We start from the raw sequence: 23,834 nt of genomic DNA, 5'->3' as shown, positions 1-23,834 counted from the left end.
CCCGCTTTTTATTTGAAAACACTGAAATTTTCATCCAAATTCAATCATCTGTAAAATCTGTAGAATTTAATTAAAAGACTGCCTGAATTCCAGTGGGGACATATTCGTTTTCTTTTTAAATAATGTACTAAAGGATTGTGAATGCTCAAATCCCAATTCATACGCAATCTCACTCACTGAAAGATCCGTTGTAGAAAGCTTTTCTTTTGCTTTGCTGATAAGTTTTTCATGGATGTGCTGCTGTGTATTCTGCCCGGTATGAATTTTCAAAAGATCACTCAGATAGTTCGGTGAAAGATTCATTGCTTCTGCAATTTGATGCACGGTTAAAAGCCCTTTATCAGCAGATTTTTTATCAAAATAATCATTTAAATAAGATTCAAATTTCGTTAAAAGCTGATGGCTTCCGCTTTTTCGGGTAATGAATTGTCGCTCATAAAAACGTTTGGAATAATTCAGCAGCAATTCAATCTGCGACAAAATAATTTCCTGTGTATGATGATCGATGTGCTGACATTCTTTATCGATTTTATACATGATTTCTAGCAGGTCATTTTCCTCATCCTCAGATAAATGTAAAGCTTCATTCACAGCGTATGAGAAAAATCCATAAGAAGAAATTGTCTTTGCCAAAGGATGTTTCAACAGAAAATCTTCGTGGAAAATCAACAAATAGCCCGTATTTTCACAATCCATTGTCTTCAGATCCAGATACTGAACCTGATTCGGAGCTGTAAAACTCAATACACCTTTATCATAATCATAATGCTGCTGACCGTATTTTATTTTTCCTTTTGCATTTCGTTTTAGAGCGACACAATAATACCTGCTCACGAACCCCTTCCATATATCATCCTCAATGAAAATACTTTCATAAAGATTGATAACACTTACCATCGGGTGCTTTGGCTCGGGAAGAGAAAGCAATTTGTGAAATGCCGAAATAGATTTTATCGTGTTCATAACTTTTAAATTTTTTTAATGATAATTTGGGCAGTTATTTCCGCTCAAGCCGGGCTGTGAAAGCGTTTATAATTAAACAGTATGAATAATTTGATCTTAAACAAATAAAGTTACAAATTAATAATCCAAAAGCCCCATTCCGAAATCATCATAAGTTGCACCTGTATCTGTTCCCAAAGGGACAATGCTTTCCAGTTTCTGAATTTCAGATTCACTCATCTGAACATTGGCCGCTTCAATATTCTGTTCAAGATATTTTCTGCGTTTCGTTCCCGGAATAGGAAGAATTCCTTTGCTGATGATCCACGCCAAAGCCAATTGTGATGACGTGATATTCTTTTCTTTTGCTAAATCTTCGATGGCTTCCACCAACTCAATATTTTTATAAAAATGTTGCTCCTGAAAACGAGGAATTCCCCTTCTGAAATCATTTTCCGGCAAATCATCAATAGTTTTGATATTTCCTGACAAAAATCCTCTTCCCAAAGGTGAATACGCAACAAAGCCAATTCCCAGTTCATTCAATGTTTTGAGAACTCCTTTCTCTTCAACAGTTCTTTCAAAAAGAGAATATTCACTTTGTACCGCAGAAATCGGATGAACGGCATGCGCTTTTTTCACTGTTTCAGAAGATACTTCCGACAAACCGATATAACCGATTTTTCCTTCCTTCACCAAATCACTCATTGCTCCGACAGTTTCCTCAATAGGTGTATTTTTATCAAGACGGTGCATGTAATAAAGATCGATATAATCTGTTTTTAGATTTTTCAGAGAACGTTCGATAGATTTTTTCACATAATCCTTTGTCCCGTTGATTTTCCAGGTTACTTGCTCGTTGTCATCAATCTCCCAACCGAATTTTGTTGCAATAATATACTTATCGCGATGGCCTTCAATTGCTTTTGCAATCAGTTGTTCGTTTTTGAAGGGGCCGTATAAGTCGGCAGTGTCCAGAAAATTCCCACCCAATTCCAAAGAGCGGTGAATTGTTGCAATAGCTTCCTTCTCATCGGTTTTGCCATACATGTCTGCATCGCCAAAACCTGTCATTCCCATACATCCCAAGCCAATTTTCGGAACTATTAGTCCCTGATTTCCTAATTTTACCTGATTCAATTTCATATTGTTGATTTTATTGATACAAAATTCAGCAGAAATTAGAAATTGAATGTATGCAAAACCATGGTTGTCGTATGCAAATTACAGATTATGATTTGAACTTTAATTATCTACAGCAGTTTACCAATCTGTGAGAAAATTGTGTATAATTATTAGTTAAAATTAGTTTGAATATTAGTACAGTTTATGTTTTGAAAAAATTATTTTCTGGGTTTAGAACTCATGTAAAAAATCAATTTCCCGCCATTCACAATATCAGAATGTTTTAAAGTAAAGTTTTTGATTTCTTTCCCATTCAGAAGAATTTTTTCAACGTATACATTCTTTGGACTTTGATTGACAGTTTCAATTTCAAAAGTCTTTCCGTTTTCTAAATGTAAAAAAGCTTGATCTACAGCCGGACTCCCGATTGCATAATCTTCTGATCCGGGAGCCACAGGATAAAATCCAAGTGTGCTTAAAATATACCATGCGCTCATTTGTCCTGCATCATCATTTCCGCCCAATCCATCCGGAGTTGCTTTGTACTGCATTTCCAGGATGTGTCTGATCTGAGCCTGTGTTTTCCACGGCTGCCCTGCCCAATTATAAAGATAGGCAACATGATGAGCGGGTTCATTTCCATGGACATAGCCGCCGATAATTCCTTCCCGGGTAATATCTTCTGTATCTGCAAAAAACTCATCCGGTAAATGCATCGTGAACAATTCATCCAGCTTTGCTGCAAACTTTTTCTTTCCGCCCATCATCTGGATAAGTTCATCCGGATGGTGAGGAACAAAGAAGCTGTAATTCCATGAATTTCCCTCAATGAAACCCTGACCGTGAGTGCTCAACAGATCGAACTCTTTTTTAAAGCTTCCATCTGCCAAACGAGGACGCATGAAACCAATGCTTTTGTCGAAATTATTTTTCCAGTTTTCAGAACGTTTGATGAATTGATTATAAATTTCAGTTTCTCCTACATGTTTTGCCAATTGAGCAATGGCCCAATCGTCATAGGCATATTCCAATGTATTGGAAACTGAGGTTCCGTTTTTCTCTGCAGGGATGTATCCGGAATCTATATAATATCCGATTCCTTCATAATCTCTTTTATTGGCAGTTGCCACACAAGCCTTTAATGCTTCTTTGGGATCTCCGTCATAATTCCCTTTAATAATGGCATCCGCAACTACACTTACACTATGGTAGCCGCTCATGCACCAGTTGTCGTTGGCATAATGAGACCAGATGGGTAACATTTTCATAGAAAACTGGTTGTAATGGGCTATCATGGATTTTACCATATCATTATTTCGCTTAGGCTGTATGATATTGAAGAACGGATGTAAAGCACGGTAAGTGTCCCAGATTGAAAATGTAGTATAGTTGGTAAAACTATCCGCTTTATGAATATTTTGATCCAGACCTTTGTATTCATTATTGACATCCATATAAACAGTAGGATTAATGAATGTGTGATACATGGCCGTATAAAAATTGGTTTTTTCAGTCTCGGAGCCCTGGATGACAATTTTATTGAGTTCTTTGTTCCAGTCTTCCTGCGCTTTTGCTTTTACCTGATCAAAAGATAAACTTCCGGTTTCCTTTTCAAGGTTATCTAAAGCATTAGTTTGACTTACCGGGGAGATGGCTAATTTGATTTCAATAGCTTCATTTTCATTAGTGTCAAAATCAAAATACATTTTCAGGTTTTTTCCTGCGATTTCTGGGAAGTTTTTAGTCTGATCAAATTTTCTCCAGAATCCTCTGTACACCTGTTTCTCATCATAATTTTTCTGGCCGTATGATTTGAACGGTTTTGAAAATTTCATCGCAAAATATACCGTCCTTGTTCTCGCCCAACCATTGGTTTGACGGTAACCTGTGATGGTGTTATCATTTTCAACACGAACATAAGTCCATACGTTTTTACCGTCATAATTATAAATTCCGGCCATCAGATCCAAAATAATATGAGCCTGATCTGATTTTGGAAACGTATAGCGATGTACGCCAACTCTGGTTGTAGCCGTAAGTTCAGCCAAAATATTATTTTCTTCAAGCTTTACTTTATAATAACCTGCTTCAGCTTTTTCATTTTGATGCGAAAATCTGCTTCTGTATCCTTTTTCAGGATTTGAAGCAGTTCCGGGGTTGAGCTGTAATGGTCCGACAGTCGGCATTACCAAAAAATCTCCAAGATCAGAATGTCCGGTTCCACTAAAGTGGGTAGAGCTGAAACCTACAATTGTTTTGTCCTCATACCGGTACCCTGCACAGTATTTGTACACTTCTCCATTGTACTTTCCGTTGAGCTCATAAGAAATGGAATCTGTTTCCGGGCTTAGCTGTACTGCACCAAACGGAACCGTGGCTCCGGGATAAGTATGTCCCATTTTTTCAGTTCCTATCAGTGGATTCACGTAGTGATAGAGTTTTTCGAATTGTTGGGCTTTATAATGTAAACTAAAAAATAAAAGAAATAGAAAAACAGTAGTTCCTGACCTTTTCATGGATGAATATTTTTTCGAAGAGTAAATGTAAAGAAAATCAAAGAATAACTGTTTATTGTTTTGATTTCATATCCTTTATTTTTCAGAAAAACGGAAACCTATTCCATGGAGATTTTCAATGCATATATTCTGTTCATCGGCAAATACTTTTCGTAATCTTGAAATAAATACATCCAGGCTTCGTCCCATAAAATAGTCATCATCGCCCCAAATAGCCTTCAGAATATCCTGTCTTTTCAGAACGGTGTTTTTATTGCGGATAAAATATAAGAGTAGGTCAGATTCCCTTTGCGTGAGAGTGATGGTATTTTGTGCATCTCGCAAAGTATAGTTATCCGGATCAAAGTCATATTTTCCAACTTTGTATTTCGATGGATAGCTGTTTGTTTTCTTAGAGCGTTTCAAAAAAACTTCGATTTTAAGAATGAGTTCTTCAATGCTGAATGGCTTTACCAGGTAATCATCTGCGCCAATTTTTAACCCTTTAATTCTGTCTTCTTTTAACGCTTTTGCAGAAATGAAAATAATGGGAATTTCAGAGTTTTTTTCACGAATATGCTGTGCCAGTTCAAATCCATTGATTTCAGGCATCATGATGTCTAAAAGGCAGATGTCGAAAGTCCCGCTGTTAAATGCTTCAAGCGCAGATTTTCCATCAGAATACCATGAGATGTCATAATAACTTTCCAGGCTGTCCTGGATCAGGAAAGCTATTGTGCTGTCATCTTCTGCATATAGAATTTTAGACTTTTCCATGGTTTTACTATGAATTAAATGGTAAAAACAGGGTGATGGTAATCCCTTTATCAGGATTATTTTCCACCGAAATTTTCCAATTATGTTGCTGAACGATCTTTTTTACATAAAATAAACCTAATCCAAAACCGTTTACTTCATCACTTTTTTTGGTGTTGACCCTGTAAAATTTATCAAAAATATGGGGAATATTTTTAGCAGGAATTCCCATTCCGTTGTCTTTAAACTTTAAATATAAGCCTTTTGTGTCTTTTGATGAAGAAATGATGATTTCCGGTTTTGTTTCACAATATTTGATGGAGTTGTCTAAAATGTTGTAGATAATATTGGTGAAATGAAATTCATCAGCAATTATTGAAATATTATTATCTATATCTATTTGTATGGAAAGATTTTCATTCTTTTGTTTGATAGTATCCACAATTTCCTGAATGAAAGGCAATAAAACTATTTTCTGTGGTTTCAGTGATAATCCGGAAGCATCGTTGCGGGCAATATTCAATATTTTTTCAATATGATGATTGAGCTTATAGCTTTGATCGGTGATAATGGAAGTATAGGTTTGTAGTTTAGGGTTTCCTTTTATGAGTTCTTGCTTTCTTAATGCTTCAGAAGCTAAAAGAATGGACGAAAGGGGAGTTTTGAACTCATGCGTCATATTATTGATGAAATCCCTTTGCAGTTCCGAGAATTTTTTTTGCTGAATAATAGTGTATATGGAATAAACATATACAAGAAGGATAATAATAAGGGCAAAGGTAAGCAAATACCAAAACCTTAACGAGCTTATCAGATACGTGGTTTTATCAGGAAAACGGATGGAAAAATAATAAACAAGATTTTTATGTTTCGGGAATTTGATCATCTTATCATTAGGGTTCTCCTGATGACTTGAAACGTATTTCCCATAGATCATCTGATCACTGTGGCAATTGTATAATGCATACACATAATTGGTATTGATTTGAAAACGGTTGAATTCTGTTTTCAGGTAATGCTCAAGGACCGCAGGATGAAATTCATTATTGATATTAACTACATAATAATCGTTGGAAATATTTTGTACCGGGTTTTCGGTAAAAGAAGTTTTTCCACCGGATAATTTCTCCACGACTTCAAGTAGGGCGACATTTACCGTTTGGTTAAATTTTTTATCCTCAAGATTATAGGCTTGCCGGGTCCACAAAAGCTGGGCTATCAAAATTCCGATAATAGCTACAAACCCGAGAGTGATAATAATATTGAGTTTCTTTATTTCCATTTACAGAAGCAATATTATCCAAAAATATCTATTTATCTTTTATCATTAACAACTCGTTAACAAATGTTTGAGAGCGATTAACATGTTCGATTAATAATCACTGTTACATTTGCTATATCAAAATATCAACAAAGAGATTTTTTAATCCATTAATAAAATTTGTATCATGAAAAAATTAACAATTACAGCTCTTTTAGCAGTTTTAACATGCGCTCCGTTTTATGCTAATGTATTTCCTGTAGATCATGCTCCTGTGGTAAAGGCACTTCCAGATGCTATCAAATGGAAATCAGAATCTATTGACGTAGGAAATATTCCCCAAGGAAAACCAAAATTGATCAGATTTGAATTTACTAATACGGGTTCAAAGCCAATTGTAATAGAAAATGTAGCACCATCATGTGGATGCACAACAGCAGATTATACAAAAACTCCAATCCTTCCGGGAAAAAAAGGGTTTGTAGAAGCTAGCTACAATGCAGCAAATCCAGGTGCGTTTATGAAAACGGTTAATGTTACAACAAGCGACAGTAAAACTCCAAAAACACTTTCTTTCAAGGGAGTAGTGGTTTCATAATTAATTTTTAAAACCCATTTAAAAACAGCCTGGTCATAATGACCAGGCTGTTTTGTTTTTTTGATAAGGTTATTTCGGTATTTATTATTTATAACATCATTTATCAATGTATTTTGAAATTTTGCATTTTAATATTTATTATTTTTAGGAAAAATTAAAATATATGAATCTATATACACAGCCGATGTTGCGTGAAGATGCTCTGAAAGATAAAGTAGCTATTGTAACCGGAGGCGGAAGCGGTCTTGGAAAGGCCATGACCAGATATTTTCTTCAGCTGGGTGCCAAAGTAGTGATTACTTCCAGAAATCTTGAAAAGCTGCAGGTTACAGCTAAAGAATTGGAAGAAGAAACAGGCGGGAAAGTTCTTTGTGTTGCGTGTGACGTGAGAAACTGGGATGAGGTGGAAGCTATGAAAGATGCTACGTTGAAAGAATTTGGGAAAATTGATATTTTGCTGAACAATGCTGCCGGCAATTTTATTTCTCCCACCGAAAGATTGACGCATTCTGCATTTGATTCTATTTTAGATATTGTTTTAAAAGGAACAAAGAACTGTACACTTTCCGTAGGAAAACACTGGATCGCTTCGAAAACTCCCGGAACGGTTTTGAATATTGTGACCACCTATTCCTGGACAGGTTCTGCTTATGTGGTTCCATCCGCATGTGCGAAGGCAGGTGTTTTGGCTATGACAAGATCTTTAGCTGTTGAATGGGCGAAGTATGGAATACGTTTTAATGCGATTGCTCCGGGACCTTTTCCTACAAAAGGAGCATGGGACAGGCTTCTTCCCGGAGATTTACAGGAAAAATTCGATATGAGAAAAAAAGTTCCGCTGAGAAGAGTAGGAGAGCACCAGGAATTAGCCAACTTAGCAGCTTATCTGGTTTCAGACTATTCAGCCTATATGAATGGAGAAGTGGTTACCATTGATGGTGGTGAATGGCTTCAGGGAGCAGGAGAATTTAATATGTTGGAAGATATTCCCCAGGAAATGTGGGATGCGCTGGAAGCAATGATCAAAGCTAAAAAGTCAAATTAAAATAATTTAACATAATAACTGCAAGCATAAACTTCTCTCGCAAAGGGAAGTTTTTTATTTTTGTTTATTAATTAAAATATAGAATATGAGTTTCAAATTTTCAGTTTTGTTTCTAATGCTTTTCACATTGGGCTTTTCGCAGGATTTTAAAGTAATGAGTTTCAATATCAGGCTTCAGGTAGAATCTGATAAGGAAAATGCATGGACGGAAAGAAAACCGGAAGTATTGGATTTGTTAAGCTATTACCACCCGGATTATTTTGGAGTTCAGGAAGCACTTCCTGAACAAATGAAAGACCTCAAAACAGGATTGAAAAATTATGATTATGTAGGAGTAGGAAGAGATGATGGCAAGGAAAAAGGTGAATTTTCAGCTATATTTTATGATGTAAACAGACTTCAGGTTCTGAAATCAGGAACATTTTGGCTGTCCGAAACTCCTGAAAAGCCTTCTAAGGGATGGGATGCTGCTTTAAACCGGATTTGTACTTATGCTATCTTTAAAGACAAAAAATCCAAAAAAGAATTTATGGCTTTAAACCTGCATTTCGATCATATCGGGAATATAGCCAGGGCGAAATCTTCAGAATTGATCCTGAAAAAAATAAAAGAACTCAATCCTAAAAATTTACCGGTGACTCTAAGCGGAGATTTTAATCTTACAGAAGATACGGTTCCTATTAAAACACTTTCTCAAAACCTGGAAGACAGTTTTTATCATTCACAAACGAAACATTATGGACCTGTAGGAACTTTTACTGCATTTAATGTCAATGAAATTCCGAAAGATAGAATTGATTATATTTTTGTCAAAGGGTTTAAAATAAAATCCCATCGCCATATTAATGACAGACGAGAAAATTTATTATATCCGTCGGATCATTTTCCGGTACTAGTGGAATTATCATTATGATTATGAGTTTTTAGGGAAATCAATTTCAAATCCAATTCCTCTCAGGGATTGGATTTTTATTTGAGGATCGTTACTGAAATATTTTCTGAGTCTGCTGATGAAAACATCCAAACTTCTTCCGGTAAAATAATCGTTGGTCTCCCAGAGAGTATTTAAAATATCGTCCCGTTTCAGTGTTTTTTGGTTATGCTTTAAAAGATAAAGTAAAAGATCTTTTTCTCGAATGGTCAGGCGTACATTTCCTTTTGGGTGCAACAGCAGTAGTTTTTTGGGTTCTAAATGATACTCTCCGATTTGTATGCGGACTTCCTGTACTGTGTGTAATGTTCTTTTAAGAATGCTTCTGATTCTGAGGACCAGCTCTTCAGGGTCGCATGGTTTTGAAATATAATCATCTGCTCCCAGCTTCAAACCTGTTAGTCTGTCTATTTTTTGATTTTTTGCAGTCAGAAAAATCAATGGAAAATCTGCTTTTTCAGCTAAAATCATTTTTGCCAGGGAAAACCCGTCCATATTAGGTAACATAATATCTAAGATTCCTATATGAAAAGCAAAATCGGAATTTAGGATGTTTACGACATCATCGGGATTTTGGAACCAGGCTACTTCAAAATCTTCCAGCTCCAGATATTGTTTCAGTATCATTCCGAAATCTGTATCATCTTCTACTAAAAGAATTTTAGTTTTCATAGGGTAAATATATTGTAAAAGTTGTTCCCTCACCACGTTTACTGGCTACATCAATTCTGCCCTGGTATTTTTTTATAATCTTCTGCACAAAATAAAGGCCTAATCCTAATCCTTTGGTATTGTGTATGTTGTCGGATTGTATCCGGTAGAATTTTTCAAAAATATTCTTCAGTTCTTTTTTCTCCATACCCCAACCATTATCAGATATTTTGATTTCAATACCTTTTTTGAGATCAGCAAGTGTAAGTTTTACAGATGAAGAACCATATTTTATACTGTTTTCACAAAGATTTTTAATCATAGTTTCCATAAGGTTTTTATCGAATGGAAGTTGTCTGGAAATTTGGTTTTCTAAAACGAATTCTATTTCCTGATAGGTAAAGGCAAGATCCTGAACAAAAAGTTGCCAGTCTTCAGTGGCTATTTCTGCGGGTTCATTTTTTGTATCATCTGTGTGCAATTGATGCATCAGGTTCTCCAGTCGGTTGATTTGCCGGTCGATGATAGGTAAATTTTCTGCATTTAAATCTTTTTTCAAGGTCCTTGCAGCAATTTTTAGGGTAGCAATAGGAGTTTTGAATTCATGTGAAATGTTATCTACCACTGTATGCAGAATTTCAACCTGTTTTTGTTGGGCTGCTAGATTTTTAATAGTAAAAATATATAGCATCAGTACACAGGATAAGATCGCAATACAAGACAAAAAAAGTAAGGCCTGCTCTTTAAAAACAATACTTTTAATGTTTAATATTTCAAAACTGGTTTTGCTTTTTACGAGGAAAACGTCGTCTTTTCCGGATTTGTGAGTGATTTTTGATGCCGAAGATGTTTCCCATTTTCCCCTGCTTAGAATTTCGGGGCTGATTATTTTATTTCTGGTTTCATATAGCACAATCGGTTTGTCAAGAAGATTAATATTTTCCGGTACAAAAGAAATGGATAAGTATTCTATTTTTACTGCAACTCTATATCCTTCTTTTTTAAACATATTATCAACATGATTGCTGAATAACTCCATTGTTTGCTTTCTGTTTTCTTCAAAAAATCTTAGAAAATCTTTCTTATTGATTTCTTTATTGTTGTACCGGATAAAGAGATATTGTAAAGAATCGTCATCAATTTTATTTGCGCCGCCGTTATCTTCCAGTTCATCAGTATAATCTCTAAGTGGAGATTGTATCGTTCTATAGATTTCTCTGGCTGTTACCTGATAGGTTTTATACATAAAATAAGCCTGTATTCCTAAGAGAATGAGGAATAAAACAGTAAAAAGAATAAAAAGAGTTTTACTTTTCAGGATCATTGGAAGCAAAGATAAAACTTTACATTTTTTGCCAATATACATTAACCTATCATTAACCTTCCATTAACTGAATTTCTCTGTTATAACAACCAATTTTGTATCAATAATTATGGCAAATACTGTCTTCGTATTGTTATTAAAATAAAAAGTTATGTACAAAATTTTTCTTCTTATATGTTTCCCGATACTGGTGTTTTCACAGAAAAGGATAGAAGGGACAATTATAAATATTGGGCAGGAAAAACTTCCTCAGGTGGCTGTTGAAGTTTATGACTCTCAGAATAAATTGATAAAAACATTAATCACAGATGGTCATGGCAATTTTGTATTGGAAGGTATTACCGGGGATTCTGCTAAATTGATTGTGAATGATTTAGAATATGCCAGGTTGGAAAAAGTTTTTAATCCTGAAAAGCAAGATGTACCTCTTATCCTTATTTTGAAAAAAGAGACACAGGATATTCAGGCAGTAACCCTTACAAAACAAAAACCTTTGGTAAAACGTAAAATAGATCGCCTGGAATTTAATGTTGAAAACAGCAATATTACGTCCCTCAATGTTTGGGAAATTCTGAAAAAGACACCGGGAGTAACAGCAAATAACGATGTATTAGGAATCAAAGGAAGTACAAGTATTCTTGTGACAATTAATGATAAAAAAGTAATGCTTACAGGGGATGAGCTTAAGAATTTTCTAGAAAACATTCAGGGTGAAGAATTAAAATCTGTGGAAGTCATTACGAATCCTCCTGCAAAATATGAAGCATCCGGAAACGCGATATTAAATATTGTGATGAAAAAAAATACTATAGAAGGCTACAGAGGCATTTTTTCTTCGAAATATATACAAACCCAATATGCAAAAGGAGCTGTAGGGGTTTCTCAATATTATAAGAAAAATAAACTTTCGGTTATGGGAAGTTATAACTTAGCTCGTGGTACTTATTACAGAGAAGGAACAGATCATGTATATTATGTGGAAGATCAGACAAGGTGGGTGAGTACCATGAACAGGAAAGACCGGAACAAAGGTCAGAATACACTGAATTTCAATGCGGAATATGAAGCGGACAGTCTTACAAATATCAGCCTGAACTATTCCGGATATTTCAGTCCAAAATCATACGGGATCTATAATGTTCCTACTTTGATCTACAATGCTCAAAATATTGCTGAGTCTGATTATACTACCATTAATGATCATCATTCACGTTCCATTAATAATACATTGAGCTTTCAGGCAGACAGGAAAATAAATGAAAAAAGCCGACTGACATGGACAGGCTATTTTGCCAGCAATAATCTTATGAGGTATCAGAATGTGCTAACCTATCTTAATTTTATCAACCAGTCTCCGGAAATAAACAACTTTATAAATCAGAATAAAAATAATGTCCAATTATATTCTACACAGGCAGATTACCAATGGAAGAATGACCAGTGGCAATTGGAGTCAGGTTCCAAGTACAGCTTTGTAAAAACCCGCAATCAGCTTGATTTTTCAGATAATAACAATGGGGAATTACAATACAGGCCGGATAAAAGCAATACTTTTAATTATAAGGAACATAATTTTGCCCTTTACACCTCACTGGCCTATAACCCCGGAAAATGGAATTTTAAAGCCGGCCTGCGTGCAGAAAAAACAGATTTGGAAGGAGTTGTATCAGAGCCTTATGAAGTAAATAAGGACAGCTACTGGAAGTTATTTCCCACCCTTTATATACAATATTCCACAAGCAACAACCATCAGTTTGGACTGTCCTACGGGAAACGGATCAGCAGACCATCGTATTCTTCGCTGAACCCGGCAAAGTCATATTATAATCTGTTTTCATATTATCAGGGGGATCCAAAACTTAAAGCTGCCATTATTCATAATTTTAACTTTACTTACACCTGGAAGGAATGGAATTTTGATCTTTATTACAACAAAGAAATTAATCCATCGATGGAAATTTCACTTCAGGAGCCGAGTACCAATAGCCTTATTTATCACTATACCAATATTGAAAAAGGGCAAACGTTTGGTCTGAGTTTATACAAAAATCTTAAGATTAAGCCTTGGTGGAATATAAGTTTATCTGAAAATTTTGAATATGCGGAAAATTATTTCATTGGGGTAGATAATGTGTTGTATAAGAATAAAGTCTGGAATTGGTTTTCGGATGTCTCTGTAGTTTTCATATTAGACAAAAGCAGTGATTGGAAACTGGAAACTGGGCATCGGTATTATTCTCCTTCCATACAGGGGACTTTCAGTATCTCAGGATCTTCTTCCACTTATTTGGTCATGAATAAAAAGTTCTTTAACAAAAAATTGGAAGCAAGCCTTTTATTTAATGATATTTTTAGAACTTCACGGGAAAAAATCAGTACAAAATATGCCAATCAGGATAATTTTTTCATGGATTATAGAGATACTCAGAGTTTTACGGTTTCGCTGAAATTTAATTTTGGCAATCAATCTGTAAAAAATACCAAAACAATTAAAAAAGTTGAAGAACAAGGCAGAATGTAAAAATAACTTTAATTAAAATTTATTATTCAGATGATACGGAACAGGTGCAATCTGTGAATTTTTTCTAAATTTGAATTCATTTAAAGTTTGAAAAAATGAAGAAATTCCTTTTAGGATTGTTGGCTTTAGCCTCTTGGCAATTTTCTGCACAGGAGTTGTATATGCCCCGTAATATTAAAAAAGCATATGAGAATGGAACCCGTGATATCTCCGGAGCTCCAGGGAAAAATTACTGGCAGAATAAAGGAATATATAACGTTGAAGTGAAAGTGGATGCTAATACTAAGACTGTTTCTGGAAAAGAAACAATAGTGTACTCCAATAACAGTCCCAATGATTTACATGAGCTTGCAATAAGATTCGTGAACAATCTGCATAAGCCACAGTCTCCAAGATCTGGTTTTGTCTCTAAAGATTTTTTGTCGTCCGGTTTACATATCAAATCTTTTATTGTGGATGGTCAAAAGTATGAGGTTGATAGTGAAAGCTGGGGAACGGTTGAAAAAATAAAGCTCAATAAGGTTATAAAATCAAAATCAAAATCTGAAATTAAAATAGAATGGGAATATCCTTTGTCTGTTCAAAGTGGGAGAGAGGGACAAATTGATCCGGAAACATTTTATGTGGCATATTCTTTTCCGAGAATTTCCGTCTATGATGATTACAATGGATGGGATATGCTTCCGCATTCTGACAGGCAGGAGTTTTACAATGATTTTAATGATTATTCTTTTGCAATTACGGCTCCTAAAAACTACGTAGTTTGGGCAACCGGTGATTTTCTGAATCCGGATGATGTGCTTCAGCCTGAATATTTAAAGCGATATAAAGCTTCCCTGAAAAGCGATGAGGTAATACATATTGCGAATGAACAGGAAATGAGATCCGGAAAAGTAACTCAACAGAATAAATGGAATATCTGGAAATTTAAAGCCAATCATATTACCGATTTTTGCTTTGCTTTAAGTAATCATTATGTTTGGGATGCTGCAAGTGTTCAATTGAAAACAAAAAGAACAAGTGTTCAGGCAGGATATACAAAAGGAGCAAAAGATTTTGAACATTATGTAGACTGGATGCGCTATAATCTGGATTGGTTCTCGAAAAACTGGCCGGGTGTGGAATATCCTTATAATGTAATGACAGCTATTCAGGGATATGCGGATATGGAATATCCTATGATGATCAACGATACAAGTATTCCTGATGATCTTCAGGATGCCCGATTGACAGCAGATCATGAAATTGCCCACACTTATTTTCCTTTCTACATGGGAATCAACGAAACGCGTTATGCCTTTATGGATGAAGGTTGGGCTACTACACTTGAATATTTAATAGGGATTGATGAAAACGGAGAGGACGCAGCTAAACGTTTTTACCAGAATTTCAGGGTAAAAAGATGGATCAATGACCCTTCTTCTGAACAGGATCAGCCTATTATTACAATGAGCACGCAGGTAAGTGGTGCAGGATATGGAAATAACTCTTATGTAAAAGCTTCTCTGTCGTATCTTGCTTTGAAGGATTATCTTGGGGATGAATTGTTTAAAAAAGCATTACACCATTATATGGGGAACTGGAACGGGAAACATCCGATTCCGTGGGATTATTTTTACTCCATGAATGCAGGGTCCGGTAAAAATCTGAATTGGTTTTGGAATAATTGGTTTTATACGAATAACTATATAGATTTGAAAATTACGGCAATTGCCCAGGAAAACAATCTTCTTACAGTGAATATTGATAATGTGGGAGGTTTTGCCATTCCTTTTGATGCTTATATTACCTATGCAGACGGAGCAGTCGAAAAACTTCATTTTTCGCCGGCGTTATGGGAAAAGGATCAAAAGCAGTCAAGTTTAACTATTCCTATTAAGAAGAAAATAAAGTCTGTTGGTTTGGAAGGTGGTATTTTTATGGATTATACTCCGGAAGACAATGTGAAAACATTTTAATAAATACAGAAAAGCCTAGACATGTCCAGGCTTTTTATTTTGTGTATTAGTTAATCTTAAAGGACTCTTAATCCTGCTCTTGCTCCTGAAGCATCTACTACAGACTGCATTCTTGTTTTTTGTCCTCCTGAGAACATAAACATGGCTGCATCATCTACATAGTCCATATAGTTCATGAACATTACAGATCTTTGAACTCCACTACAAGTATTGTATAACGGATACGTAGGTTTTCCATAATTTGCAGTAGTCTGAGTAGGTGTGTCTGCAACAAGGTCGTTACCGCAGTTCGCATCACCCCAAATGTGTCTTAGGTTTAAGTAATGTCCAACTTCGTGTGTTGCTGTTCTTCCCAAGTTGAAAGGAGATGATGCTCCTGTTTTTCCGAAGAATGGCGCTGCAATTACTACACCATCATTCCATAATCCTGATGATTCAGGGAATGTAGCGTATCCAAGGATAGTCCTTCCCTGGCTGGTCATTTTACTTACTACCCAAATGTTCAAATAGTTGGTAGGATTTGTAGCATCAATACCACCTTTAGATGCTTTTTTCATATCATCGTTGGTAGACCAGCTTGTTTTTGTCGTAGACTTTCTTACCGTATTTACTAATCTGAATTTGATCTTAGTATCACCTGCGCTTACTGTTTGGAATTCTGAAGGGATTTTATTGATGTCTGTGTTGGTTCCGCCATAATCAGCATTCAACACAGCAATTTGTTCAGCGATTCTTGCGTCTGAAACGTTTTCAGCAGCAGTTTTGTAGATTACATTTACTACCACAGGAATTTCCACTGAGCCATCAGCCAGGACTTTTCCCAATTTAATAGCCTCAGCGAATTTTTCAGTATTGGCTTCAAGATTAGCGAATTTTTGTCTCAATTCAGGACTGTTCTTTAAAGCTTCTTTACGAATGTCTTCAGAAGCACAGCCTCTTGCAGCGATATCTCCCGAAGTTGCTTCCTGGTTGGCCGGGTTTTCAGTTGGGTTAGTAACATTGTCGCTGTTACAAGCAGTTACGAAGCCTAGCATTAGAGCTCCAAATAATAATTTTTTCATAGACTGTTATTTTGTAAAATTTCAGAATGTGAATTTATATTATTTGAAATTACTGTACAATATATTTTTGCGTTTTATTTGATAAATTACCATGTATTTTATAAAAATATTATGCAATGTGTAATTTATTTTGTGAATAATTGTGTTTTATTTAATATTTGGCATTTAATGAAATTGTTTTATCATTTTAAATATTTTCACATAATTGATTTTTTAGTTAAATATAATTGATTAAAATTGGCTTTTATTTGAGTTGTTTGTAATTGTACATGTGTGCTGAGTTTCTTTGGTAAAGAAAAAACCCGGATAAATCCGGGCCGTTTTTATTTTGATTTATTTGAAGTTTAGCTTGCAAATCCGTTTTTGATGGCAAAAACAGCCAGTCCTACACGGGTTTTTAAATCCAGTTTTTCACAAAGCTGATCTCTGTAGCTTTCAACGGTTCTTGGGCTGCAGCACATCTTATCAGCAATTTCCTTATAGCTAAGTTCCGTTACGGTATATTTTAAAAATTCTTTTTCACGATCAGAAATTCTTACAGCGTTTTCCGCTTCCTTATCATTGTTAAGATTGGAAAATATTATCTTGGATGCCCAGTCCGGATAGAAAAAACCATCCGAGTTAAGCTTGGTAAGCGCATTTTCCAACTCTTTAGGGTGTGTATTTTTTAATAAATAACCTTTTGCTCCGTTTTTGATCATCTTAATAACGCTCTTGTCATCACCTTGCATGCTTAATGCCATTACCTTAATGTTGGGATGATGTTCCTTAAGCCATAGAACGGTTTCGAAACCATCCATAATCGGCATGCTGATGTCTAAAAGAATAATGTCTGGAATTTTACTGTTGTTTTCAAACTTCTGAATCAGGTCTTTTCCGTTTTCACAGACATAAATGACTTCAAAATCTTTGAAATTATCAATAATCCCTTCTAAAGCTTTGGCTATGAGTACATGGTCGTCAACAATGACTATAGTTTTTTTCATGGCTGTCTTTTTAAAATGATATTAAGGGTGGTTCCCATATTTTTCTGGCTATCCAGGCTGAAATCAGCTCCAATGATTTCGGCTCTGTTCTTCATATTCGTCAGTCCTATTCCGTTGGAGGTGATTTTAGATCTGTCGAATCCCACACCATCATCATGGATTTTTAGTTCCCAAAGAGATTCTTCAGATGTATTCAGATTGATGAAAATATTCTTACAGCGGGCATGTTTCATGCTGTTCTGAATAAATTCCTGTGTAATTCTGAGAAGAACATTCTTATGAACAAATCCAAGATCCAATTGCTGAAAATTGTGATCAAAGCTTACTTTACATCTTTTAAAAGCATTGGTTTTGTCTACTTCTTCCTGAATTAAAGTTACGATTTCCTTTTGATTTATATTGTCGTCTGTTAAAGTTTTTGAAAGGCTTCTCAAATCCTGAAGTGACTGATTGATGATCTGGGAAACCTGTTCAATGGTTTCGCTTACTTGGGGAACTTTGTTTTCATGCAATAATTGCTGGGTGTACAGGCTTACGAGAGTTAATTTTTGGCCAATATTATCATGAAGTTCGCGGCCGATCTGCTGCATGGTAGCTTGCTGAATTTCCAGCTGCGTTGCGAGAAGTTCTCTTTGATGTGCTTCGTTTTTCAATTGAATTTCATTTAAATATTCTTTCTTCCGTTGTTTATATTTTTTAATGTATACAAAAACGGCCACCACAAACAACACAAAAAATATGTTGAATAAGATCAGTGTTATTAAGAGCTCTGTTTTCCCCATATAAATGAAATTGAGAAAAGTAAATACATAAGAAGAAGAGAGATTTGATAGTAGCTGTAATAGATGCTCCAGATTTCAGGACTCTCTTTATATAAAAGTTCATAAAATGTAAAGAAAGGAAGGGTGCCAATATAAAAAAGAGTAACTCCTAAATTAATATAAAACATCCTGTTTTTATGAAAACTGATAATATCTTCGGAATTAATCTGCTTATAATACTCCAGGATTACCATGATCATTAAAAGAAGGCAACCGAAAGTGTAATTAAATGAAGATACTATTTTACTTTCTTTAAAATAAAGCTCGCTGGGAATAAATGAGAGTACATATAATAATGAAAAGATCCAGAATATTCGATTGTTTTTTAATGATTTTGCTCCATATAACCAGTAAAAAAATATAAACTGAAGTGGAATTACAAAATAGTTATAATAGATCGCTTTTTTGATTTTTTCAATAGCCGGATCTGAAAATGTAATCCAGTTTACTCCCCATTTTCCTAAAACTTCACATAAAAATATAATGACTAAATAAAATGCAAAATACTTCCAATATTGTCTTTTTACGCTTCCGTAGTATACTAGGGCTATGATTGCGGCAAAGCCTTCAAAAAAAAGACCGCTATTGCTTAAGAAAAGTTGAAAATTACTTAGGTCCATTAACTTTTATATAGATTAATACATTTGTACAACTGTTGATGAAGGAGGAATAAGCTGTCCGTGGTTCTGCGCTAAAGCATCATCATCTGATAGAGGAGTATCGCCGTCTGCATTTGATGTAAACCCTAAAGGAACCATATTATTTTTATAGCTCTCCTGATGTAAAGGATTAAAATCGTAATCTAAAAATTCTCCTTCTTCATTAGCTCTTTTCAAAGTTGGAACTAATACTAAGGTATGTTTTCCAGCATATTCCTCTCCAATTGGTTGGTTTTCCATCAGATCCCAGTTTTCCGCTGAAGGATAAGCAGCATAATAAAATCGTATTCCAAGATCATTCTCTGAAGCATCAGGGTTTACTTTTTGAGTTTCAGATTCAATATCAGCAATAAATTTCTTCAATGTTGCCAGATTAAACCATATTGAATGAGCGTCATTCATATTAAGGTTGGTGTTGATTGTAGCAAGTTGAGAATTACGATAATTGTCTACCAGGGTTTGAATAAGTGTTGCTGGTATTGTGCTAAGACTAATGATTGGATCCAATGTTCCACTTTCTAAGGTTGGTTTTGTTTTCATAATGTTAGTTTTATAATAGTGTTTCTTAACGCAAAGGTCGTGAAAATTTCACGTAATACGACACGTGTTTTTCCTGTTTATTATCCGTGATTTTACGGATTGACTGGTAGCAATAAAAAAATCCCCGATAATCGGGGACTTTTGTTATTAAAAGAAGAGATATTATAAGATTCTTAAGCCAGCTCTTGGTCCTGAAGCTGAAACAGTAGCCTGCATCCTGTCATTTTGTTTTTTGGTGAACATGAATAAGGTGGTTTCATCAGAATAATCCATATAGTTCATAAACATTACAGAACGGGATACACCTCCGCAGGTTTCATATCTAGGATAGGATGGAACTCCTCTGTGGTTAGTGATCTGCTGTGGAGTGTCATCTACTAAATCGTTTCCGCAATTGGCATCACCCCAGATGTGTCTCAGGTTTAGATAGTGTCCTACTTCGTGTACGGTTACCCTTCCTTTATTGTGAGTGGAAACTGGGCCACCTGCTCCAACATATTCGTCCATCATTACCACTCCGTCATTCCAAAGACCTGCTGACTCTGGGAAAGTTGCATATCCAAGAACATATCCGGTTTGATACGGCATATAATCTACCACCCAGATATTTAAATATTTTGTTGGATCTGTTGCGTTTACTCCTCCGGTAGTGGATTTCTTCATTTTGTCATCCGGAGCCCAATTCGATTTAGTTGTTGATTTTCTATTGATTTGTACCAATCTGAATTTAATTTTGGTGTCTCCTGCGTTTACAGGTTGAAATTCGGCAGGAATACTGGAAACATCAGCATGAGTAGAGGCAAATGCTTTATTCAGAACATCAATCTGTGAATTGATTCTCGTATCCGAAACATTATTGGTGGAATTGGTGTAAAGAACATTGAAAATAACTGGAATTTCAACACTTCCATCGGCCAGTACTCTGCCTAGTTTTTTCTGTTCAATAAAGTCAGCGGTTTTGTTCTCTAGCTGAAGCATACGCTGCATGGCGGCAGGATCTTCAGATAAGAGTTTTTGTCTTACAATGTCCGAGCCGCAAAAGGCACCTTTGCTTGCGACCATGCCAGACTGTTCAGCATTAGAATTTTGGGGAGAATTTGTTTCGTTTTCATTGTTACATGAAACTACCAGAGCGATTAAAGCTCCAAATAATAATTTTTTCATAAAACACTTTTTTTGGTTTGAAAAACGAATATAGAAAAAATAATTCTTTGTTGGGTGAATTTTAACATTTTGCTCTTTTTGTTATGTTAAATCCATTAAATAGGATGTTTTAATGTTATTTCGTTAATTTTTATTTTATAGAAATAAATTAATCATTTTAAAAAAATAAGTGTCTCAGATTTTGTCTGAAACACTTATCTACAAAAATAATATATATGAAAAAAAACTACTTTATTTTTCTGTTGGTCTGAAAACCAGCCCTGTTTCTTCAAAATAATCTAAAGTGATTCTGTCGCCATCATTAATATTTCCTGCCAGAATCTCTCGGGATAATTTATTTAAAACTTCCTGCTGGATTACTCTTTTCAAGGGTCTTGCACCGAAAACAGGATCATACCCTTTATTCATCAAATAATCTACAGCATCCTGAGTAGCTGTCATAATGATATTTCGTTTGGCCAGCATATCATTAAAGCCTCTCAATTGATATTGAACGATCTTTCCGATTTCTTTTTTTCTTAAAGGCTGGAATAAAACCACCTCATCAATCCTGTTCAGGAATTCGGGACGCAGGGTCTGCTTTAATAGATCAAAGACTTCAACCTTAGTTTTATCTACAATCTCGTCTTGGTTTTCTTCTGTGATATTTTCAAAATTCTCCTGTATCAAATGAGAGCCCAGATTAGAGGTCATAATGATAATGGAATTCTTGAAATTCACAACGCGTCCTTTGTTATCTGTTAAACGGCCATCATCTAATACCTGCAATAGGGTATTGAATACATCCGGGTGAGCCTTTTCAATTTCATCTAAAAGCACTACGGAATAAGGTCTTCTTCTTACGGCTTCCGTCAGTTGCCCGCCTTCATCATAACCAACATATCCCGGAGGCGCTCCTACCAATCTGGAAACACTGTGACGTTCCTGATATTCACTCATATCAATTCGCGTCATATTGTTTTCATCATCAAATAAAAACTCTGCCAAAGCTTTGGCCAGCTCTGTTTTACCCACACCGGTTGTTCCTAAGAATAAAAAGGATCCGATGGGTTTCTTCTCATCGCTTAAGCCGGCTCTGTTTCTTCTGATCGCATCTGCCACAGCCTGGATTGCTTCGTCCTGGCCCACGACTCTGTGATGAAGCTCGGTCTCAAGATGTAATAATTTTTCTCTTTCGGATTGTAAAAGCTTGGTTACTGGAATTCCAGTCCACTTGGCGATCACTTCCGAAATGTTTTCGGCAGTAACTTCTTCCTTGATCAGCTCATTCTGATGATTTTGCATTTCAAGCTCCACCTTTTTCAATTCTTCTTCTTTTTCGCGAAGCTTACCATATTGGATCTCCGCAACTTTTGCATAATCTCCTGCTCTTGAAGCTCTTTCCGCTTCTAACTTCAGAGATTCAATATCTTTTTTAATCTGCGTTAAATCTTCAGATTTTTGTTTTTCTTTCAGCCATTTGGCATTGATCTCATTTCTTTGTTCAGAAATCTTGGCAATGTCTTCTTTCAAATGATCGATCTTGGTCTGATTTCCTTCTCTTGAAATAGCAGCTAATTCAATCTCCAATTGCATCAGCTTTCTATCTAATACATCAAGCTCTTCAGGCTTGGAATTGATCTCCATTCTCAACTTAGCGGAAGCTTCATCGATAAGGTCAATGGCTTTATCAGGTAAAAATCTGTCTGAAATATATCTTTGCGACATTTCTACTGCAGCAATAATAGCCTCATCCTTAATTCTTACTTTATGATGCGCTTCATATTTATCTTTGATTCCACGAAGAATAGAAATCGCAGATTCAGTATCCGGTTCTTCCACCATTACTTTCTGGAAACGTCTTTCTAAAGCCTTGTCTTTTTCGAAATATTTTTGATATTCATTTAAAGTGGTTGCCCCGATGGCTCTTAATTCTCCTCTTGCCAAAGCAGGTTTCAGGATATTGGCTGCATCCATTGCACCTTCACCGCCTCCGGCTCCCACTAAAGTGTGGATCTCATCAATGAAAAGAATGATCTGTCCGTCAGATTTTATGACTTCATTCACTACGGATTTCAAACGTTCTTCAAATTCCCCTTTATATTTGGCTCCTGCAATCAGGGCACCCATATCCAATGAATATAAAGTTTTATCCATCAGGTTCTCGGGTACGTCACCACTGATGATTCTGTGGGCAATTCCTTCTGCGATCGCAGTTTTACCAACTCCAGGTTCCCCGATTAGAATAGGATTATTTTTGGTTCTTCTTGAAAGAATCTGTAATACCCTTCTGATTTCTTCATCTCTTCCGATTACCGGGTCAAGCTTTCCTTCTGCTGCTAATTCATTGAAGTTTTTAGCATATTTATTTAAGGATTGGTAAGTTTCTTCCGAACTTGCGGAAGTTGCTTTGCTTCCTTTTCTTAATTCTTTAATTCCGCCTTCCAGAAGATTTTTGGTTACGCCCATATCTTTCAGTATTTTGGATACTTCTGAATTGGTTTCCAGAAGAGAGAGCCATAAATGTTCAATGGTCACATATTCATCACCCATTTTTTTAGCAATGTTCGGTGCGTCCAGCAAAACTTTGTTGGCGGATTGTGAAAGGTAAATGTTTCCTCCTTGTACTTTTGGGAGTTTTTCAATGCTTTCACGGTTGCGCTCTCTTACTAATTGGGCATCTGCTTCAGATTTTTTTAATAAGAAAGGCGAAATATTTTCATCTACCTGAAAGATCCCTTCAAGTATATGTTGAGGTTCAATACTTTGGTTGCCGAATTCCATAGCAACCTGCTGTGCTGCCTGGATGGCCTCCTGTGATTTTACGGTATATTGATTTAAGTTCATATTTATAGTAATGTTGATTAGTTCACTGTTTAATTTTCCAAAAAACATTAAGAAACTAAATTTTCAGGCTTAGTCTCTTAACGCCATCAATTATTTATCATTTAATTCGAGTAGCGTATCACAAAAACCGTTCAATTATTAAATTTACAAAAATATAGGACAAAATTTCC

General features: G+C 35.5%; 19 protein-coding genes. 5 read left to right on the top strand and 14 right to left on the bottom strand.

The genetic code is table 11. The annotated features are described in order from the left end of the window. Positions 1-66: 66 nt before the first annotated feature. The 5 genes from EGI05_RS13745 to EGI05_RS13725 all read right to left on the bottom strand — a co-directional run bounded on the left by EGI05_RS13745 (position 67) and on the right by EGI05_RS13725 (position 6,600). A complete protein-coding gene (locus tag EGI05_RS13745) occupies positions 67-963 on the bottom strand; it encodes a helix-turn-helix domain-containing protein (RefSeq protein WP_123263625.1) in 897 nt (298 codons plus the stop codon). Positions 964-1,080: 117 nt separating this feature from the next. Next, the gene (locus EGI05_RS13740) at positions 1,081-2,088 is read right to left on the bottom strand and encodes an aldo/keto reductase (protein WP_123263624.1); all 1,008 of its coding nucleotides are present in this window, start codon (positions 2,086-2,088) and stop codon (positions 1,081-1,083) included. 197 nt (positions 2,089-2,285) lie between these two features. Then, positions 2,286-4,583 carry a GH92 family glycosyl hydrolase gene (locus EGI05_RS13735; protein ID WP_123263623.1) on the bottom strand — a complete coding sequence of 766 codons (2,298 nt, stop codon included), beginning with the start codon at positions 4,581-4,583 and terminating at the stop codon, positions 2,286-2,288. Between the two features lie 75 nt (positions 4,584-4,658). Then, entirely contained in the window at positions 4,659-5,339 is a 681-nt protein-coding gene (locus tag EGI05_RS13730; protein WP_123263622.1) for a response regulator transcription factor, read from the bottom strand. Positions 5,340-5,346: 7 nt separating this feature from the next. Further along, positions 5,347-6,600, bottom strand: a complete 1,254-nt coding sequence (locus EGI05_RS13725) for a sensor histidine kinase (RefSeq protein WP_123263621.1) — start codon at positions 6,598-6,600, stop codon at positions 5,347-5,349. Between the two features lie 166 nt (positions 6,601-6,766). Between EGI05_RS13725 and EGI05_RS13720 the strand changes: the two genes are divergently transcribed. The 3 genes from EGI05_RS13720 to EGI05_RS13710 all read left to right on the top strand — a co-directional run bounded on the left by EGI05_RS13720 (position 6,767) and on the right by EGI05_RS13710 (position 9,135). After that, positions 6,767-7,177 (top strand): DUF1573 domain-containing protein, encoded by a 411-nt coding sequence (locus tag EGI05_RS13720; RefSeq protein ID WP_123263620.1) that lies wholly within the window; start codon positions 6,767-6,769, stop codon positions 7,175-7,177. A gap of 163 nt (positions 7,178-7,340) precedes the next feature. Continuing rightward, complete coding sequence (locus EGI05_RS13715) at positions 7,341-8,222, top strand: SDR family oxidoreductase (RefSeq protein ID WP_123263619.1); 882 nt, start codon at positions 7,341-7,343, stop codon at positions 8,220-8,222. Positions 8,223-8,307: 85 nt separating this feature from the next. Beyond that, positions 8,308-9,135 (top strand): endonuclease/exonuclease/phosphatase family protein, encoded by an 828-nt coding sequence (locus tag EGI05_RS13710; protein WP_123263618.1) that lies wholly within the window; start codon positions 8,308-8,310, stop codon positions 9,133-9,135. On the opposite strand, the gene EGI05_RS13705 is transcribed toward EGI05_RS13710, so the two are convergent. Both EGI05_RS13705 and EGI05_RS13700 read right to left on the bottom strand, forming a co-directional pair. After that, a complete protein-coding gene (locus EGI05_RS13705; protein WP_123263617.1) occupies positions 9,136-9,825 on the bottom strand; it encodes a response regulator transcription factor in 690 nt (229 codons plus the stop codon). Beyond that, complete coding sequence (locus EGI05_RS13700; RefSeq protein ID WP_123263616.1) at positions 9,815-11,170, bottom strand: sensor histidine kinase; 1,356 nt, start codon at positions 11,168-11,170, stop codon at positions 9,815-9,817. Before EGI05_RS13700 ends, EGI05_RS13705 begins: the two co-directional genes overlap by 11 nt. A 109-nt stretch (positions 11,171-11,279) precedes the next feature. Between EGI05_RS13700 and EGI05_RS13695 the strand changes: the two genes are divergently transcribed. Both EGI05_RS13695 and EGI05_RS13690 read left to right on the top strand, forming a co-directional pair. Then, positions 11,280-13,649 (top strand): outer membrane beta-barrel family protein, encoded by a 2,370-nt coding sequence (locus tag EGI05_RS13695; RefSeq protein ID WP_123263615.1) that lies wholly within the window; start codon positions 11,280-11,282, stop codon positions 13,647-13,649. Positions 13,650-13,744: 95 nt separating this feature from the next. Further along, complete coding sequence (locus EGI05_RS13690; protein WP_123263614.1) at positions 13,745-15,607, top strand: M1 family metallopeptidase; 1,863 nt, start codon at positions 13,745-13,747, stop codon at positions 15,605-15,607. A 56-nt stretch (positions 15,608-15,663) separates the two neighbouring features. Here EGI05_RS13690 and EGI05_RS13685 read toward each other — a convergent pair whose 3' ends face one another. The 7 genes from EGI05_RS13685 to clpB all read right to left on the bottom strand — a co-directional run bounded on the left by EGI05_RS13685 (position 15,664) and on the right by clpB (position 23,664). Continuing rightward, positions 15,664-16,668: a zinc metalloprotease gene (locus EGI05_RS13685; RefSeq protein ID WP_123263613.1), complete on the bottom strand. Its 1,005-nt coding sequence runs from the start codon at positions 16,666-16,668 to the stop codon at positions 15,664-15,666. Positions 16,669-17,012: 344 nt separating this feature from the next. Further along, on the bottom strand, positions 17,013-17,654 hold the full coding sequence (locus EGI05_RS13680) for a response regulator transcription factor (RefSeq protein WP_123263612.1): 642 nt from the start codon (positions 17,652-17,654) through the stop codon (positions 17,013-17,015). Continuing rightward, entirely contained in the window at positions 17,651-18,307 is a 657-nt protein-coding gene (locus EGI05_RS13675; RefSeq protein ID WP_228428618.1) for a sensor histidine kinase, read from the bottom strand. Before EGI05_RS13675 ends, EGI05_RS13680 begins: the two co-directional genes overlap by 4 nt. A 107-nt stretch (positions 18,308-18,414) precedes the next feature. Further along, on the bottom strand, positions 18,415-19,095 hold the full coding sequence (locus tag EGI05_RS13670; protein ID WP_123263610.1) for a hypothetical protein: 681 nt from the start codon (positions 19,093-19,095) through the stop codon (positions 18,415-18,417). Between the two features lie 15 nt (positions 19,096-19,110). After that, positions 19,111-19,674: a hypothetical protein gene (locus EGI05_RS13665; RefSeq protein ID WP_123263609.1), complete on the bottom strand. Its 564-nt coding sequence runs from the start codon at positions 19,672-19,674 to the stop codon at positions 19,111-19,113. 162 nt (positions 19,675-19,836) lie between these two features. After that, a complete protein-coding gene (locus EGI05_RS13660) occupies positions 19,837-20,838 on the bottom strand; it encodes a zinc metalloprotease (protein WP_123263608.1) in 1,002 nt (333 codons plus the stop codon). Between the two features lie 231 nt (positions 20,839-21,069). Next, entirely contained in the window at positions 21,070-23,664 is a 2,595-nt protein-coding gene (gene clpB, locus EGI05_RS13655; RefSeq protein ID WP_123264371.1) for an ATP-dependent chaperone ClpB, read from the bottom strand. Positions 23,665-23,834 lie beyond the last annotated feature (170 nt).

Source organism: Chryseobacterium daecheongense (assembly GCF_003729955.1).
Classification (GTDB): domain Bacteria; phylum Bacteroidota; class Bacteroidia; order Flavobacteriales; family Weeksellaceae; genus Chryseobacterium; species Chryseobacterium daecheongense.
This window is presented reverse-complemented; position numbering and strand designations above follow the sequence as displayed.